Annotated in this window: 10 protein-coding genes; 3 read left to right on the forward strand and 7 right to left on the reverse strand. The window is 41.8% G+C overall.

Going from position 1 to position 16,780, the window contains the following annotated elements; translation table 11 throughout:
- The 6 genes from ACEW8O_RS17000 to ACEW8O_RS17025 form a co-directional block, all read right to left on the reverse strand.
- Positions 1-546 (reverse strand): response regulator (locus tag ACEW8O_RS17000; protein ID WP_373495823.1); only part of this gene is annotated, 546 nt, incomplete at its 3' end.
- Positions 547-548: 2 nt separating this feature from the next.
- Positions 549-1,946: an ATP-binding protein gene (locus ACEW8O_RS17005; RefSeq protein WP_373495824.1), complete on the reverse strand. Its 1,398-nt coding sequence runs from the start codon at positions 1,944-1,946 to the stop codon at positions 549-551.
- Positions 1,947-2,020: 74 nt separating this feature from the next.
- Complete coding sequence (locus ACEW8O_RS17010; RefSeq protein ID WP_373495825.1) at positions 2,021-2,302, reverse strand: GNAT family N-acetyltransferase; 282 nt, start codon at positions 2,300-2,302, stop codon at positions 2,021-2,023.
- Between the two features lie 383 nt (positions 2,303-2,685).
- Entirely contained in the window at positions 2,686-4,074 is a 1,389-nt protein-coding gene (locus ACEW8O_RS17015) for a Gfo/Idh/MocA family protein (protein WP_373495826.1), read from the reverse strand.
- Between the two features lie 11 nt (positions 4,075-4,085).
- Positions 4,086-5,285 carry a Gfo/Idh/MocA family protein gene (locus tag ACEW8O_RS17020; RefSeq protein WP_373495827.1) on the reverse strand — a complete coding sequence of 400 codons (1,200 nt, stop codon included), beginning with the start codon at positions 5,283-5,285 and terminating at the stop codon, positions 4,086-4,088.
- A gap of 2 nt (positions 5,286-5,287) precedes the next feature.
- Complete coding sequence (locus tag ACEW8O_RS17025) at positions 5,288-6,202, reverse strand: sugar phosphate isomerase/epimerase family protein (protein WP_373495828.1); 915 nt, start codon at positions 6,200-6,202, stop codon at positions 5,288-5,290.
- A gap of 419 nt (positions 6,203-6,621) precedes the next feature.
- On the opposite strand from ACEW8O_RS17025, the gene ACEW8O_RS17030 reads away from it, so the two are divergent.
- Together ACEW8O_RS17030 and ACEW8O_RS17035 are read left to right on the forward strand one after the other, a co-directional pair.
- Positions 6,622-9,849, forward strand: coding sequence for a SusC/RagA family TonB-linked outer membrane protein (locus ACEW8O_RS17030; RefSeq protein ID WP_373495829.1), 3,228 nt, complete (start codon positions 6,622-6,624; stop codon positions 9,847-9,849).
- Between the two features lie 20 nt (positions 9,850-9,869).
- Positions 9,870-11,474, forward strand: a complete 1,605-nt coding sequence (locus ACEW8O_RS17035; RefSeq protein WP_373495830.1) for a SusD/RagB family nutrient-binding outer membrane lipoprotein — start codon at positions 9,870-9,872, stop codon at positions 11,472-11,474.
- 56 nt (positions 11,475-11,530) lie between these two features.
- Here ACEW8O_RS17035 and ACEW8O_RS17040 read toward each other — a convergent pair whose 3' ends face one another.
- A complete protein-coding gene (locus ACEW8O_RS17040) occupies positions 11,531-13,057 on the reverse strand; it encodes a hypothetical protein (RefSeq protein ID WP_373495831.1) in 1,527 nt (508 codons plus the stop codon).
- Between the two features lie 205 nt (positions 13,058-13,262).
- Between ACEW8O_RS17040 and ACEW8O_RS17045 the strand changes: the two genes are divergently transcribed.
- A complete protein-coding gene (locus tag ACEW8O_RS17045) occupies positions 13,263-16,574 on the forward strand; it encodes a VCBS repeat-containing protein (protein WP_373495832.1) in 3,312 nt (1,103 codons plus the stop codon).
- Positions 16,575-16,780 lie beyond the last annotated feature (206 nt).

A 16,780-nucleotide genomic window follows, 5' to 3' on the forward strand; every position in this document is an offset into this window, starting at 1 on the left:
AGATTTAGCTTCCTCGTTGTTCTGGTAATCATACCATTTGAATGGAAACAGATTGCCGGAAAGGAAATCTTTGAGCTGATGTGATTTGGGGGAGAATTGATACCCAACTAATTTTAGTCCTTTGAATTCGGGAACGTAAGATTGTTCCCATTCTTCCAGCAGGTCATTGAGAACCGGATAAAGTCTTTCCTCGGGCGGGTCCCAAGGCTTGAGCAGGTAATAATCCAATTGTACATCATTGATGGCCTTAATGGCGGCCTCCGTATCAGAATATGCTGTCAGTAGGACCCGCTTAGCTTCAGGAAAAACTTCCTTTGCTTTTTCCAAAAACTCGACACCCTGCATTTCGGGCATACGGTTGTCGGAGAGAAAGAGTGCCACAGTTTCACCTTGGTTTTTAAGCGTAATCAGGCTTTCCAATGCTTCCTTGGCGGAAATGGTGTTGAGAATTCTGTAATCACCTCTATATCGGTTTCTAAGATCTCTGGTGATTGCTCTGAGGACCTGAGGATCATCATCAATGGAAAAAATAATGGGCTGTGACATAATTATTCAATTGGTAGGCAGATTTCAAAGGTTGTGCTTCCCGGTTGTGATTTCATTTTGATGTTTCCCTGATGTCTTTCGACGATATTCATAACCAGCTCAAGCCCCAATCCGGTTCCATTGCCCATTGATTTGGTGGTGAAAAAAGGCTCCCAGATCCTTGATGCAATTTCCGGTGGTATCCCTTTGCCATTGTCGATCATGCAGATCTTCACCTCATTGTTTTGTTGCCATGTTTTGATGGTGATTTTGGGGTTTTCTACCTCTGAGACAGCATCCAGTGCATTGTCAATCAAATTGGTCCAGACTTGGTTTATTTCGGAAACATGCAATAGGAGAGGAGGAATTGAATGATCAAAATCCTGTATTACCTCGGTATTGTTGCTTTTTATTTTGTGGTTCAGGATATTGAGCGTATTGACAATACCTTCATGAATATCGATTCTTTTTTTCTCTGGAGATTGGTCCATGTGGGTATATACTTTGACAGATTTTACAAGTTTGGAAATCCTCTCCGAAGATTCCTGAATGTCATTGACCATCTTTTCTATCATCAAATTATCGCCCATCCAATGTAATACAGGACCAAAATCTTCTTTGGTGACCATACTTGCCAATTGATGAAGGTCTTTTTCCTCAAATCCAAAATCGGCCAGATCTTCAGCCAGTTCAAATGCACATTCTACTTCAAAGTCTTCCAGCAAATAGCCGAGATTATCTTCAAGTTCTTTTCTCTGGATAAGGGTTTTGTGACCTGAATGATTGGTTATTTTTTCAAAAAGCAAATCATTGATCCGGTCTATGGTTTCATCTGTCAATTTTATTTTGATCACTTTTTTAAACTTTTCAGGCTGATGAGCCAGGTGCTTTTTAAGTTCGAGAGAACTCCTTAAAATCGCAGAAGCGGGATTGTTAAGCTCGTGGGCCAGGCCTGCGGATAGTTTTCCCAGAGCAGCCATTTTTTCAGTCTGTTTCTGAAAGTTGGTAAATTCCCTGACGCGGGAAGTCATTTCATGGACCAATGCCTGACTGAGTTCATAATGCTCCCTTAGCATTTCTTTTTCATATGATCTGTGCAAAAAAAGAATGGTGGCTTCCTCAATGACTTTTCCTTTACCTGAAGCAATCTTTCCTCTGGAAAATGGCAGGAATCCCGATACTTCACCGGAAACTTTTGTTCCGATTTCTCTCTCCTGCTCTCCGGAAATGGCAAAAAACCGAAATTCTCCTTTGAGAATGATCAGAGTATTGTCTATGGGGTCACCGGGAAGGAATATCGGATGACCAACCTCCAAAGTCCTGACTTCTCCTTTATCAATGAGCCAATGAAGCTGATGATCAGGAATATCCTTAAAAATTTCGAAAGACTTGAGTGCTTTAAAAATTTCTGCATTTTTCATCATACAGAAAGATAAGAAGAAATCAAGAAAGTTGTTACGATGATTTTTTCTAATTTATAGTAATGTTTTGCAGATTATTTCAGGACATCCTTAATCTCAGGTTGTTTTTGAAAAACTGATTTGGCAAAAGGGCATAGGGGGAGGATTTTTTTGTTTTGGGATCTTGCCAGTTCTACTGCCGCCAAGACAAGCTTGTTGCCCCAACCTGTCCCACGGAGTTCATCAGAGACTTCTGTGTGTTCGATGATCAATAAACTTGCCCCTGCTTTGGAGTACACCATTTTGGCTTTTCTTTTACCTTCTATTTCAATATAGAAATAGCCTTTTTTATCATCTTCCTGATGTTTGATTTCCATGGATATTGGGTATTTAGTTTAGTGATAGTAATCAATTTCAAGATTCAACCTTGTCACCCCGAGTAATTAACATTTTGGAAATGTTTAGAAAATATAATGGCATTGAGATCAAATTGAATGGGCCTCGTCCACGATAGCCCCGATTGCTATCGGGGGGATCGGCCACCGGGCTTGCATTTTGGGGAGGTGGGGGATGGGAAAATCGGCGCCGCCGCTTTTCCCATCCCCCCACCTCAATTAAGCAAACACCCGTTCCCCGAGCTTGCCGAGGGGCAGTTTCTAAATCTGTCATTGGTATTCATGTCATTAGTAACCTTCAGGGTTTTAAAAACCCCAAAGGTTAATCGTAACCTGTCTCCCGTCTTCCGTCTCCCGTCTTTTCCCTATCCCAAAACCTTCATTTGAACAGGATCCCACAGTATTGGTTTGTCGAGGTCAATACTTAGGTTACAGGCCAGGGAAGGCGCGGCAGATCTTAATCCAAATGATGCATCTTCAGGAATTGGACTTCCCGACCGGATTCCGTTGAAAAAGACAATCATATGATCCAAGCGGTCATCATATCCTTTTGGGGCATTGAATTGGGTCTCTTTACCCATTTCATATCCTGCCTTGGCGTCACCATAAGTTGATTGGTACCATTTTTTGAATTCTTCTTTTTGGTCTTTTGAAAAGCTGGTGTAGGAATCATATCCACCGAATCCCGGGGCGACACTTCGTTTCAAAGTTGTTACTTTGAAATCATTCCAGCCAATGTCTATTAATCCATCTGTTCCATAAATTTTCAGACCAAATCCTCCTCTCCCACTTCCATCGCACAAATTCACTCTTGTATAAACCTGGAAAGAATCATGTTGATCTGATTTGGGATAGCTCATCATGGCATTGATCAAATCGTAGGCTTCCCTGCCATCTTTCCAATATTTCAATTCCCCGATACTGTAAATCTTATTTGGGCCATAAGAATCCGTGATGATATGGATACCGGTCAACAAATGAACGATCAGATCCCCGGCTGCCCCGGTTCCATAATCCGTGAAATTTCTCCACCGAAAAAAGCGTGTAGCATCAAATGGCACCTTTGGGGCATTTCCCAAAAAAGTATCAAAGTCCACCGTAGAAGGTGAGGCATCTGTGGGTATTGAATAGTTCCAGGCACCCATGGTATCAGTCCTGTCACAAAATGCCTGCATATAGGTGAGATCACCGATGATACCGGATTCAAGAACCTTTTTTGCTTCCAATATGGCTACCGAACTCGCCCTTTGGCTTCCTACCTGAAACACCTTTCCGGTATCTTTTTGGGTTTGGATGATGGCATGTCCCTGATTGATATTCTGGATCATGGGTTTTTCGCAATAGACATGTTTTCCGGCTCTCATGGCATCAATGGCCATTTTCTCATGCCAATGATCAGGCGTGCAGATCAGGACTGCATCGATATCGGGTTTTGCCAACAATTCACGGTAATCCATGGTGGTATATAAATCCTTGCCCCACTTTTCTTTTGCATATTCCAAACGGCCCTTGTAAAGATCACAAGCTCCTGCCAGTTCCACCCCATCGACTTTCAATGCGGTATCGGTATCATAATGTCCAATAATTCCGGCACCGATCAGACCGATTTTGATCCGGTCGTTGGCACTTACTTTTGTGTTTGATATTAATGAAACTACATTTTCATTTGCCTTAGCTTCCAGACTTGTTCCCAATCCGGCCAAAGCCAAGCTTCCACCTACTTTTTTTAGAAATTTTCTTCTATTGTTTTTCATGGCACCTTTTTTTATTGATTCATTTTCAATTTTTCTGATATTTCCCCGGTCTTTTTGTTTTTAATGATCACTTTCTTATCCTGATTAGGTAGTGTCTCCTCTTTGATCAACCAATGATCGGAATCATATTCCTGATACACAGAGGGTTTTGTTATTCCTCTTTTTCCCCTCCATATAGGAAGTTGGACAGGCTCCCACAACTTTGTTTTTGCAGATTTATAGGCGGCATCGATGATTGCATTGACCACATAGCCATCATAGAAGGTTTCCCTAGGCTGTGTTCCATTTTCAAAAGATTCAAACATATCTATGAACATGTTTGGATAACCCAGTTCATGGGCTTCATCTCCCACAGGGAAAAGCCAACCTGAGGATGACTCTGATTTTTCAGCCACATAATCCGTTCCCGCACCACTGGTGAACATTTCAAAACCGGTACGCAAAAAAGAATTGATCCATATAGTCCCTTCGGTGCCCATGACCTCATCGCGCAGATCCATTCCCCCGCGGAACGTCCAAGATACTTCAAATTGGCCGATGGCACCATTTTCATATTTGACCAAACCAATGGCATGGTCTTCGGCATCAATTGGCTTGACCTGGGTATCAGCCCAGCACATGACCTCAACAGGCAAGACATCTTTTCCTATGAAGTTTCGGGCGATTTCAATGCAATGGCAGCCCAAATCCACAATAGCACCACCTCCTGCTTTTTCCAAATCCCAAAACCAATCTGAGTGTGGACCGGGATGGGTTTCTCTGGATTTGGCCCATAATATCCGGCCTATTGCTCCCGATTCCACACTTTTTATAGATTTCAGGAATTTTGGGGTGTAACATAAATCTTCCAGATATCCCGCAAAAATCCCTGCTTCCTCACAGGCCAAAGTCATCCGCAACGCCTCTTCAGCAGTTCTCCCAAGAGGCTTGGTACACAAAACAGGTTTTTTATGTTTTACACAAAGCATCACAGCTTCCTCATGAACATAATTGGGAAGTGCAATGACGACCATGTCGGTTTCTGGATTGCTCACAGCGGCATCCATATCAGTGGTATAATGATCCACATTATAATCTGTTGCAAACCTTTTGGCGGTTTCTTCCCGTCGGGCATAGACTACCTTGACTTGATCCTTACCACGTCTGCCAATGAGTGATTCAGCATAAAATCTCCCGATAAAGCCTCCGCCGAGGATACATATATTTACCATAGTTAAGCTTTAAATATGTTTTGGACTTCTTTTAAATTGATCTGATGCGCTTTTACCACATCATATTGTTGGATTGATTTTTCTTCTAAACATTGTTCTATAACCAAATGGGCATTAATCCCCATTTTCTTAACTTCTGCTGCAAACCGTACATAATCAATGTCTCCATGTGGATTAAAGGTGTCAGTCCAGATACCATTTTTGGATTGTCTCAGGTGAAAAGATACAATTCTTTTCCCATACATTTTAAGTGTATCAAATACAGCCCATTGTGAATTTTCAGAACCACGATATACCCAATGGACGTCCATGCAGAAATGCAGATTTTCCGGATGTGTATTCTGTAAAACATGATGAAATTCCCTGGCACCTGCTCTAAGCTCAACATCATGGGTATGGTAAGCCAGTTTCATTCCCATATTGCTGATTTCTTTTCCCAATTGATCCAAATGCGAGCTTTGGCAATATAGCTGATCATCGTTTTTCAATGGACCGCCACCCCATTGAATAGGATTGGGATTTGTTACGATAATTTTGGTGCCTAATTTTTTTGCCTTTCCTGCTATTTCTAAAATGTTATCAATGGATTTATTTGCCTCATCTTCTTCATGCATCAAGCTTCCGACATAAAAGGAGGGAAGTTGGATTTTGTATTTATCGAGATAGGGGATCAATTCCTGTAAATGAGCTGAGTTTTTAAGGGATGGTTCAAAACCTTGGATCCCGGTTTTTGCAAATTCATACAGACATGCATCCCAATTCTCTCCCCAAGTTTTGCCTGATCGGTTATAAAAAGTAATCCAATTATATTCGTTGGCCGAAATCGGCAATGAATCTTCACCGATCAATTTAAATTTATTGCTTGAAGTCACCAATATGGTTAGGGGAAGTAGCCCCATAAAACCCCGTCTTTTCATGGCCATTATTTAGAGATAAACTTTAGTCATTAAAGGCTTAATTTATCTACTATTTTTGGAAATAGAAAAATGTATTTGAACAGCAGTTAAATTAAAGTTTTAAAACTAATATATTAAAAGAATATAGTATCTTCTTCTTCTATAGGATTGTTTTAGATTTTTGATTTTTTTATTTTATTAAATAGACTTCAAGTTTTTTTTTTAGAAATTAAATTTTAAATTTCATCGCGAAAAAAAAATTTGGAGGGTTGATAAATCGTTTTATCTAAAGAGAACTTTGGATTCATCGGTTATTTATAAGAATTAAAAAATTTTATTTTTAAAGCTGAGGAAGTTTAAATTAACTATGAAACTACGTCCCAATATGGGATTGATTATATATATATTAATTGATCAATAAACCTAAAACTAAATTATTTATGAGAAACTTATTACTAATAATTAGTGGTTTTGTGCTGATGAGTTGGACGATAAGTCCGGCATCGGCACAGACAGTAAGGGGTACTGTCACCAATTCAGTAGATGGAAGTACACTTCCCGGAGTTTCCGTTATTATCAAAGGTTCGTCAACGGGCGTTGCAACAGATCTTGATGGAAACTATACCTTAAATGTATCCGGTCCTGAGACGACTTTGGTGTATTCCTATATTGGATTTGCAACAAGGGAAATCAGAGTCGGAAATCAATCTGTAATCAATGTGACCCTTACAGAGGATGCTTCTGAACTCGGGGAGATTGTAGTAACCGCCCTTGGTATTGAACGGAATGTCAGAGCCCTGCAGTACTCTGTCACAACTGTGAGAGGTGAGGAGTTTACCGATGCAAGGGAAAACAACATTGCCAATCAACTTGCAGGTAGGGTCGCCGGTGTGAATGTGACCAATGTGGCTTCCGGTCCGGCAGGTTCTTCCAGGGTAATCATCCGTGGAAATACCTCCCTTCAGGGAAATAACCAACCGCTATATGTGGTGGATGGTATTCCGATGGATAACACCAACTTTGGACAGGCCGGTGTTTGGGGCGGTTCCGATGGAGGTGATGGCATGACATCCATCAACCCTGATGATATCGAATCCATGACCGTATTGAAAGGTGCAAGTGCCGCAGCATTGTACGGTGCAAGGGCAGGAAATGGTGTGATTTTGATCACTACCAAAAGAGGTACCAAAAGAAAAGGAATAGGAGTAGAATTCAATACCAATACCGTATTTGAGAGGATCAACAACCAAACTGACCTGCAGACTACCTTCGGTTCAGGACGTTTCCAAGGGGATCAGCTTACCGGTGCCGCAGTCAGACCAACGACGGTGCAACAGGGATATAATTGGGGAACACAGGCTTGGGGTGAAAGATTGGGAAGTGGTACTTCCATGCATTTTGATGGAGTGCAAAGACCATATGTCCATGCAGGTGATAACTGGGATCGGTTCTATCAGACCGGTACTGCAGTCACCAATAGTTTATCCTTGGCAGGTGGTGGAGAAAATCAGAATTTCAGGTTCAACATGACTGACCTAAGAAGTACCTCAGTGGTACCAAATGCCGGTTTTGACAGGTTGAACGTATCCATGTCCACCAATGGTAAATTTGGAAAAAGACTGACTTTTGATGCCAAGATTTTATATTCCAATGAAAGGACCCAAAACAGGCCGAGATTATCTGATTCACCTGGAAATGCCTTCCAGTCCATTTTTGCTTTGCCACCAAATGTAAATGTGGAATGGGGCAAAGGTGATCCAAACAGGTTGGGTACCATTCCTGTCGGAACTGACCCTGCATTATTGAGCACTTGGGGTTTTGCAGAAAGAGAGGAATACCTAATGGTGAACAATCCATGGGGACAGAATCCGTACTTCTCTGCATATCAGATATCAAACAATGATGTAAGGGACCGGATTTTGACAACAGGTAGTTTAAGATATGATATCACAGATCATTTATATATATCCGGAAGGGCCGGTATGGATTGGTTTGTTAGAAGAGGCACCAATTTAACCCCCCAAGGCACTGGTTTCCAAAGGGGCGGAACCTTGACTGAAGGCACAAGAAATGTGAGTGAGATTAATTTGGAGGCAATCTTGGGATATAGCCGGACATTTGGTGACTTTGGGGTCAATGCCTTTTTGGGAGCCAACAGAATGCGGAGACAGGATGAATCGATTTCTGCCAATGGCCAGGGATTCAATGTTCCTTTCTTCCATGCCATCAATAATACAGTCACCAGAAACTTTGGATATGGATTTGGGGCATCGGGTATCAATTCAGTTTTTGCCTCAGCAGAATTCAGTTATAAAAACATCCTGTTCTTAACCGCTACAGGCAGAACTGATTGGTTCTCAGTCTTGGATCCTGAGTTCAATGATATTACATATCCTTCCATTGGGGGTAGTTTTGTATTTTCCGATGCGATAAATGAACTGCCTTCGTGGTTAAGTTTTGGAAAGGTAAGGGCATCTTGGGCACAGGTTGGTAACGCTACAGTTGGAGCATACCAGATAGCAAATGTATACTCGTTACTTGGAGCTCCTGCTATTGGATTTGATGGAAATCAGGTAGCCATGGCCTCATTTGCCACAGCCCAGGGAGCTGGGGGTACCATCCCAAATAAATCCCTGAGACCATTGTTGTCCACTGAGGTTGAGGCCGGTTTTGATGTTAGGTTCTTCCAGAACAGATTGGGACTGGATTTTACCATGTACCGTCAGAGAAGTACTGATGACCAATTGAATGCTCAGGTTTCAAGATCATCCGGATTTGGTTCAACCTTGGTCAATCTGGGTGAAATGGAGAATAGAGGTGTTGAAATCCTATTGACGGGAACACCTATTCAAAGGTCTGAATTCAGATGGGATGTTTCCCTCAATCTTGCCAGAAACAGGAATGAAGTAAAAGCACTGATTCCGGGAAATGATCTTCTAAACGTGGAAGAACCTAGAACAAGGACCGTATTTGTACAGCACAGGACCGGACATCCATTTGGTGTTTTGGCAGGATGGGTACAAAAACGCTCTCCTGATGGACAGCCGGTCTTTGAACCAAATGGCGCACCTGTCCAATCGGATAGGATGGAAATAATCGGTAACGGTATTCCTGATTGGACCGGAGGTATCAACAACAGTATTACCTGGAAAGGATTTAATCTCTCGGCATTAATTGATTTCAGATTAGGTGGAGATATTTATTCCGGTACCAATGTGAGATTGACACAATGGGGACTTCATAAACAATCACTTCAAGGAAGGGCAGGGGAAGCACCTCTGACAGTTTCGGGAGTTGTCCAGGCCGGTACCGATTCCAATGGAGCACCTATTTATGAGGCATTCAGCAAGACACTATCTGCGGGAGAAGCCAATAATTATTGGAACCAAATGGGAAATAGGGTGCAGGATCACTTTGTTTATGACGGCTCATTTGCCAAGTTGAGACAAATTGTCTTTGGTTACAATTTTCCAAGAAGGATCCTGGACAAAACACCATTGACAACGCTAAACCTTTCATTCGTGGGTAGAAATCTTTCGATTCTGTGGAAAAATGTGGAAAACATAGATCCTGAATCCGCATATTCTTCAGGAAACGGACAAGGTCTGGATTACTTTGGTATGCCACAGACAAGAACTTTCGGATTTAACCTTAGGGCAGGATTTTAACCAAAAACCGATATCATATTATGAAAATTATAAATAAAATAATGATAACGATCATGGCTATGAGTATAGCGATGATGGGATGCGATACACAAGAGTTACATGATCTGAATATCAATCCTCAGGCTGTCAACCAAATTGACCTGAATTTCATGTTTACTGCCGGACAAATAGGTACTGCCTCCGGTGGGTCTGCCGGGGATAACAGGTTTATAGATTGGCGGACCAATATCGGTATGACTGCCTACCTGATTCAGCAGCTTGCGAATGCAGGGGGAGGAATAGCACCTGGTGACAAATACACCGAAAATTTCGAATCCAATCAAGCCCCATTTGAATTCTTCTATGGTGATGCATTGAAAAATTTATCAGAAGTGATCAAGCAGACCGGCCCAGGAGGATATGACGAAGGGAATAAGCAGAATACCAGACATGCAGCAAGAATTATGACTATTCTGAATTTCCATAGACTTACAGATTTTTATGGCAATATTCCTTATTTCAATGCTTTGCAGGGAATGAATGGTGTGTTTTTTCCTGAATATGACAAGCAGTCTGAGATTTATCCGGCAATGTTGAAGGTACTGGAAGAAGCTACAGCGGGACTGAGTACCTCCAATCCGGATCAGGGATTTGCCAGAGCAGATCTTGTATTCAAAGGTGATGTTGCCAAATGGAAAAAATTCGGATATTCGCTTATGTTGCGTCTTGCCATGCGGGTTTCCAATGTTGCCCCACAATTGGCAAATGAGTATGTGACCAAAGCCATAGCAGGAGGAGTGATGATGACAAATGCAGACAATTTCTGGGTCCCTATGTCAGAAGGTCCAAGTCTTTGGATAAACCAAAACGGAATCTCTAGGGCATTCTTTCCAGGTGATGGGGGACAGCCCGGCTATCTGAGTAAAACTTTCGTCGACTGGTTGAAAGCCGGAGCTACTGCTCCTAATGAGGTGGATCCAAGACTGATGATCATCAGTGGAGGGATCGCAACCTGGTCAGCAGTTGCGTGGACTCCTATCAATACCAATCCTTTGGAACAAAGAGGTATGCCTAATGGCTTTGATGAAGCGGGTTTGGAATTAATGGAAGGAGGGCCAGTTAACCAACAAACTACTTTCTCCAGAATTAATCACCTTATGTTGAAAAGAGGTTCTCCCTACCTAATGATGAATGCAGCAGAATCACATTTTCTAATGGCGGAAGCCTTGGAGAGAGGCATAGGTTCCGGAATCACAGGTACAGCTGCTGCCCATTACAATGCCGGTGTTCGGGCTGCTATGCAGATGTACACCCCGTTTGATGAATCATTCGTAGTCACCGATGCCCAAGTAGATGCCTATTTGGCCAGAAATCCTTATGGTGTAGGAAAACCGGCTTTGGAAATGATCGGAGACCAAATGTGGGCAAGCAAGTTCATGAATTGGTGGGAAGCTTGGTCTGATTGGAGAAGAACAGGTTTTCCTGTATTGACACCGACCAACCACCCTGCAAATGTTACCCAAGGTCAGATTATGAGAAAGCTGAGATATCCTGCAGCAGAAGTTGCTTCCAATGCCAACTTCCAAGAGGGAGCTACACTTCCTGATTTCTTTATGACCAGAGTATGGTGGGATGGAGGAAATTGATTTAAATAACAATTCAGAATTTTAGATTAAAAATAAAACCGGGAAATATCCCGGTTTTATTTTTTTCCATGAAATATTCCATTTCCACCCGTTCCCATATAAGCCCCCCAAAGTGGAGGATCTTTGATTTTGATATGGGTGTCTATTCTTCTGATCCGCATTCCTAAAAATGACAATATATCAGAATGGTTGTAATATTGACAATAAATGATATCCAGATACCCGTCCTGATCCAAGTCACCTATCCAAGGCGTAGAAAATACATTCTTGTATTGCTTGGCCTGATCGATCATCCATTTTTTCCGGTCATTGAAATCAATCGCCAGTAATTTATTTTCAATGGGAAAAGAAGATTGATCTCCGATATCCCTGCTGCAATCAAATTCATTGATGCTGATGATTGCCTCATCTATGCCATCTTTGTTAAGATCATAAGCCACAGGTGAGGAAAACCCGGTACATCCCAAGGAATCCAAATATGCAATTTCACCGCTTTTTCCATCCAACATGACCTGAAGTGAACCGGTGTTTTGTGGCCATTGACCTTTGCTGACAAATGTGAAAAAATCAGGAATGTCATCTTTGTTGAAGTAACCTACCGCAAAACTGTTGCTGCATTCTGTCCCTTCAATTTTGTTTTGCCAGATCAGATCCAGGTTTTTACCATCAACAGCGAAAACAGAACTCGCATGGGAAATGGCAATGATGTCCAAATACCCATCCTGATTGATATCAGCCAGCACAGGCGGTGCAATAAACCCTTGTCCGGTTTCTGAGGCAATGATTGTGGCGTTGGAAAGTTTCTGATCCGTTAAATCAGAAAGTTTTCCCAAGTACAGATTTCCACTGAATGTTTCACCACCTGATCCGAATAGAATATAGTGCTCATCACTTCCCGGTTGCGGAAACGTCAAAGGAGACATATATGATTCCTTGCCATCCGGCATGGTGTCAGCAGCCATAATTTCACCGGTTTTTGAATCCATCAGCATCAAAACACCGGGAAACCGGTTTTCCATCTTGTAAGGATCTGCCTCGGCATTGCCTCCGTTAACGGTCAACAAATCAGGCAATCCATCTCCGTTTTGATCGGGTACTAACACACTGTTGTTGAAGTTGAATCTGGCACATTGAAGGATCGGATGGTCTTCATATTGGTATTCGTATTTCCAGATCAACTCTCCGGTTTTTCCATCAATTGCCCTGAAGTGTGGAGACCGGCCACCTATAAAAACATCCGGAATGCCATCATCATTGACATCCAAAAATGTGGCAGAACCATAAACCTGATCTTCGGCCTCATGTTGCCAAATAATTTCCCCGGTCACACCATCTATGGCAATAATGCCCTGATTGCTGGATTGAAACTCATTTTTTCCGGCACCCATTACAATGTCCAAAACCCCATCACCATTCAGATCCACAGCCCTTGGTGATGACTGGGAACCAATAACCGGAAAATCAGTACTCCATTTCAGTTCAGAGGTTTTTTTTGACTGGCAGCTTGTAGTGGCAGCCAATAAAAAGATCAATAAAAGATGAATGCTTCTATGGAATGCGTAATTGGTTTGATCAATATTCATTAAGATTGAAGGTTTGTTTGAGCTATTTTATAAATGTATCAGAATTTTATTCATTACTTCCAAAATTAAGGTGTTTACAAAAATTTAGAAAAACAACAGACTCTTGAAAGACTTTGTAAATATTGTCTTAATGCGTTAGATTTATGGCCCCACGCCATAAAGATTGGCATCTGTCTGTAAAGGGCTGTTTGTAATACCGTTAGCCATGAAGTTCATTTATATTACCCTATTCATTCTATTTCCTTTAAATTTAATTGATTTAAATACGGTTGATAAATCTGAAATCACCGGGACTTTTGAGAGCATTTCTCCCCGAAAGTCAGGTATAAGGTTCCAAAATACATTGACAGAAGGCAAGGGTACCAATATCCTTACCTATGAATATTTTTATAACGGTGGAGGAGTTGCCATCGGGGACATCAACAATGATGGTCTGGACGATATTTATTTTACGGGCAATATGGTCCCTAATAAGCTTTACCTGAACGAAGGGGATTTCAAATTCAAAGACATTACCAAACAAGCGAAAGTAGAAGGTAAAAGTGCCTGGACCACGGGTGTGACCATGGTGGATATCAATGCGGATGGTTGGTTGGATATTTATGTCTGTTATTCAGGAAAAGGAAATCCAAATACCAGAAGAAACCAGTTGTTTGTCAATCATAAGGATGGAACTTTTGTTGATGAGGCAGCTTCTTATGGATTGGATGATCCATCCAATAGTATTCAGGCGCTGTTTTTTGACTATGATCTAGATGGTGACCTTGACATGTACCTATTGAACCACAATACCAAAGTCATCAATGAAATCGAGTTTGACAATGCCAGGCAGGATAGAAATCCTGATTCAGGAGACAAGCTCTACAGGAATGATGGCGGGAAATTTGTTGATGTAAGTGCCGAGGCAGGCATCATGGGCAATTCCATGGGTTTTGGACTTGGAGTGGCAGTCTCTGACCTGACAGGAAACGGTTTTCCGGACATCTATATCTCCAATGATTACATCGAGCCGGATTATCTCTATATCAACAACGGTGACGGTACCTTCACCGAAAGCCTGACGGATTACCTGCAGCACATTTCTTATTTTTCCATGGGTTCTGATATCAGTGATTTCAACAATGACGGTCTTCCCGATATTTTCACATTGGACATGCTGCCAGAGGATAACAAGAGACAAAAGCTCCTTTACGGCCCTGAAAACTACGAACAATATGCACTGATGGTCATGAAAGGCTTTTACCATCAGAACATGAGAAATATGCTCCATCTCAACAATGGCAATGGCACCTTTAGTGAGATCGGTCAATTGGCAGGAATATCAAATACGGATTGGAGTTGGGCATCATTTTTTGTGGATGTGGACAATGACGGATGGAAGGATCTCATTATTACAAATGGGTACTACAGGGACTACACCAATCGGGATTTTCTGAAGTTCAAGGGAGATTATTATTTCAACAAGGCAAGGGACAAAGAACCTGCGGATACGCTGTTTCTGGTGACGAGCATGACTTCGACGCCTGTCCACAATTACATTTTCCAAAACAACGGGGACCTGTCATTCAATAACAAGAGCAAAGATTGGGGATTTTCCCAACCTAACTTCTCGAATGGGGCTGCATTTGCAGATTTGGACAATGACGGAAACATTGATTTGGTGGTCAATAACCTGAATGCTCCTGCGGGTATTTTTAAAAACAGACTGGTAGGAAACAATAAGCCAAATAATTATCTACAGTTTGACTTGAAAGGGGATGGTAAGAACTCTTTTGGATATGGAACAAAAATCTCTGTCTTTACCAATGGAGAGGTACAGTTTTTTGAGCAACAGCCTACGAGGGGATTTCAATCTTCCATGAGTCACCGGATCCATGTTGGGATGGGCGAAAATATCAAAGCTGATTCGGTTCTAATCCAATGGCCAAGCGGAAAGAAGGAATTAATAAAGGAAGTGGAATCCAATCAGATATTGGTAGCTGAGGAAAGAAACGCTGTTGATCCTAAAGCTGAAACCCAAATATCCACAAACTCCTATTTCACCCAGATTCAGCCCCCTGTACAATTTACCCATGAAGAATACGGCTTCAATGATTTTAAAAGACAGCCATTACTTTTGAATATGATGACTACCTGCGGACCTGTAATGTCTCTGGGTGACATTAATAACAATGGATTCACGGACTTATTTATAGGCGGTACCAAAGGTTCGCCCGGAAAGTTGTTTTCACAGGTATCAACGGGACATTTTATAGAATCCCAAGGACTGGATCTTTCAAAAGAGGACGAATTCACAGATGCAGATGCAGTCTTTTTCGATGCTACCGGGAATGGGTATATGGATCTTTATATTGCCAGCGGCGGATACCATGATTACCTCTCCAATGACGAAAGCCTTCAGGACAGACTTTATATCAATCAGGGAGGTGGAAATTTTGTCAAATCAGAAGATGCGCTCCCAAAAATCAGGACCAGTGCATCCTGTGTCAAAGTGGTGGATTTTGATGGAGATGGTCATTTGGATTTGTTTGTCGGAGGAAGGGTAGTTCCGGGACAGTTTCCCAAAAGCCCAAAAAGCCTGTTGTTAAGAAATAACGGAACGGGCAAGTTTGTGGATGTGATTTCAGAAATCATTCCTGAATTGGAATTCGGAGGCATGGTAACAGATGCCACTTGGATCGATTTGGATGGCGACGGTAAACAGGATCTGATTGTAGTTGGAGAATATATGCCCATTCGGATTTTCCTGAATAAAGGCGGAAAAAGATTTGAGGAAGCCACTTCGCAATATTTTGATTCTCCCATAGAGGGCCTTTGGTCAACAATAGCGATGGCCGATTTTGATGGAGATGGGGACATGGATTTTATCTTTGGCAATTTTGGGTTGAACTCCCAACTTCGGGCCAGTAAATCCGAGCCAATGAAATTGGTTTACGCTGATTTTGACGGAAACAGCTCTATCGATCCCATTCTTACGCAATACATTCAGGGTGTTGAATATCCTTTTGCCAGCCGGGATGAATTATTGGATCAGATGTATAATCTGAGAAGTAAATTCACAGATTATGAGTCCTATTCTGATGCCAAGCTGAGCAACATTTTCACCAAAGATCAATTGTCCAGGGCATCAACCCTTCAGGCCACGGAGCTCCGGACGATATATTTGGAAAACAAAAACGGAAAGCTGATTCCGCATGCTTTGCCCATGCAGGCACAGTTTGCGCCCGTTTATGCAATATCTGTATTGGATATTGACCAGGATGGGCATCTTGATTTTATCTTGGGCGGCAATCAGAATTCCAGTCGTTTGAGGATAGGGGTGATGGATTCCAATTTCGGTCAGTTGTTTAAAGGTGATGGAAAGGGTAATTTTCAGTTTGTACCTCAAAAAGAATCAGGACTCAATTTTATGGGGGATATCAAATCCATGGAAATCATCAAAGCAGGAAGATTGGATCTGTTGTTTGTCGGGGTCAATAATCATGGATTGGATGCTTATTTGTGGAATAAAAAATGAAAGGATTCGATTATCTGCGAAAATGTAAGCCATGATAATGTCCAATATATTGGGATGATATACAAGGGATTTGTTCAATCTTTGGTTCAGAGTGAATTAGTGAAATTATCAGTGAAATCAGGAATAATCCCGTAGGGATGAACGATTTCTTAGCCACGGGTTTCAACCCGTGGACTATGAAATTCGGAATTAAGCCAAAGTCCCGT

This window comes from Aquiflexum sp., from assembly GCF_041749095.1.
Classification (GTDB): domain Bacteria; phylum Bacteroidota; class Bacteroidia; order Cytophagales; family Cyclobacteriaceae; genus Aquiflexum.